This window comes from Mesorhizobium sp. M7A.F.Ca.MR.245.00.0.0, assembly GCF_003997415.1.
Lineage (GTDB): Bacteria > Pseudomonadota > Alphaproteobacteria > Rhizobiales > Rhizobiaceae > Mesorhizobium.
The window spans coordinates 1-1745 of record NZ_RZTE01000094.1 but is presented as its reverse complement, the minus strand read 5'-3'; the positions used below and the strand labels follow the sequence as shown (position 1 = coordinate 1745).

Genomic DNA, 1745 nt, shown 5'->3' with positions numbered 1-1745 from the left:
TCGCGGTGAAGACCGCCAAGGGCGACTTCATCGGCCGCGATGCCGTGCTGCGCAAGAAGGAAGCCGGCCTGTCACGCCGGCTCGTCCAGTTCCGCCTGAAGGATCCAGAGCCCCTGCTCTTCCACAACGAGGCGATCCTGCGCGACGGCAAGATCGTCGGCCCGATCACTTCAGGCAATTACGGCCATCATCTCGGCGGCGCGGTCGGGCTAGGCTATGTGCCTTGCGAGGGCGAGAGCGAGGCCGATCTGCTGGCCTCAACCTACGAGATCGAGATCGCCGGCGAGCGTTTTGCGGCGGAAGCGTCATTGAAGCCGATGTACGATCCGAAGTCAGAACGGACAAGGATGTAGCACCCCTCTTCTTTCGCCCCGTTTACGGGGAGAAGGTGGCCCGAAGGGCCGGATGAGGGGCGGCGCCAACCTCTGCAATGTTCGTGCTGCCCCTCATCTGCCTGCCGGCATCTTCTCCCCGTAAACGGGGAGAAGGACGCTAATTCCCTAAAACCGCTCCAACTTCGCCCGCACCTTCGCCAGAAACGCCGCCCGCGTTGCCGGCGTCGAGGCATCCATCAAATAGTGCGCCAGGAAAAACGTCCGGCAGCGCGTCGCGCACAGCGCCCGCATGCCGCGCAGCAGGGTCTTGCGTCCCGGCTGGCCGACGACGACGCTCCACCAGGTCGGCGCGCCGCAGGTTGTGATGACGCCGACCTTGGTCACATGCGTCATCAGCGACTTGATCCGTCCCTTGCCGGCCGGCAGCTTGAAGGCGACGTCCGTCGCCCACACCCGGTCGAGCCAGCCCTTCAGCATCGCCGGCAGTCCGTACCACCAGGTCGGATAGACGAACAGGATCGCCTCGGCCCAGTTGAGCAGTTCGAAGTGCGGCTTCAGTGCCGGGTCCTGCGGCGCCTGGTCATTGTAGGAGCGCCGCTCATCGCAGCCCATCACCGGGTCGAATTTCTCCGCATAGAGGTCGAGCAGCCGCACCTCCCAGCCTCGTCGCATCAGCACGTCGATGGCGGTATCGCGGATTGCCGCACAGAAGCTGTCCGGCACCGGATGGCAGTAGACCACCAGCGCGCGCATCAGAAGGCGTCCATGCTGGCCGCGACCTTGATCGTGAAAGCCTTGCGCGTTTGGTCGGTAGACAGGTTCATCGCGTAGTGCGCGAGGTAGCTCACGGGCGCACCCGGTTTTACGGTGGCGCGCAGCATGCGCTTGATCAGCTTGCGTGGCGGATCGCCCATCAGCATGGCGCGGAACCGGCTGCCGCCATAGGTGGTCACCGCGGCAACCTTGCGGATGTTGTGCAGCGACGGCTGCGCCTTGCCGTCGACCAATTTGAACGACACGCCGGGCAGGAAGACGCGATCGAAAAAGCCTTTCAGGATCGCAGGAAAGCCGTAGTTCCAGACCGGATAGGAAAGCACCAGCGCATCGGCGCGCAGCAGGCGTTCGACATAAGGCGCGGCAGCGTCAGCGGGGCCGCGTTGGCTGTGGTAGTCCAGTCTTTCCTGGCGCGTCATCCGCGGATCGAAATCCTCCGCGTAGAGATCGCAGTCGTCCACCGCATGGCCCGCCGCTGTCAGCCGCTCTACGATCATGCGGTGCAGGCCGGCATTGAAGCTGGTCTCGACCGGATGGGCGTAAAGGACGAGGATGTTCATCGGAGGACATCCTGCAGGTCAGCGCGAGGCACCCCCCTCTGCCCTGCCGGGCATCTCCCCCTCAAGGGGGGAGATT

The 1745-nt window shown here is 64.4% G+C and carries 3 protein-coding genes; 1 reads left to right on the top strand and 2 read right to left on the bottom strand.

The genetic code is table 11. The annotated features are described in order from the left end of the window. Positions 1 to 353 (top strand): glycine cleavage T C-terminal barrel domain-containing protein (locus EOB80_RS34175; protein ID WP_164762835.1); only part of this gene is annotated, 353 nt, incomplete at its 5' end. 147 nt (positions 354 to 500) lie between these two features. On the opposite strand, the gene EOB80_RS34170 is transcribed toward EOB80_RS34175, so the two are convergent. Then, positions 501 to 1088, bottom strand: a complete 588-nt coding sequence (locus tag EOB80_RS34170) for an NAD(P)H-dependent oxidoreductase (protein ID WP_127332377.1) — start codon at positions 1086 to 1088, stop codon at positions 501 to 503. Beyond that, the gene (locus EOB80_RS34165; RefSeq protein WP_127332375.1) at positions 1088 to 1669 is read right to left on the bottom strand and encodes an NAD(P)H-dependent oxidoreductase; all 582 of its coding nucleotides are present in this window, start codon (positions 1667 to 1669) and stop codon (positions 1088 to 1090) included. Before EOB80_RS34165 ends, EOB80_RS34170 begins: the two co-directional genes overlap by 1 nt. Positions 1670 to 1745 lie beyond the last annotated feature (76 nt).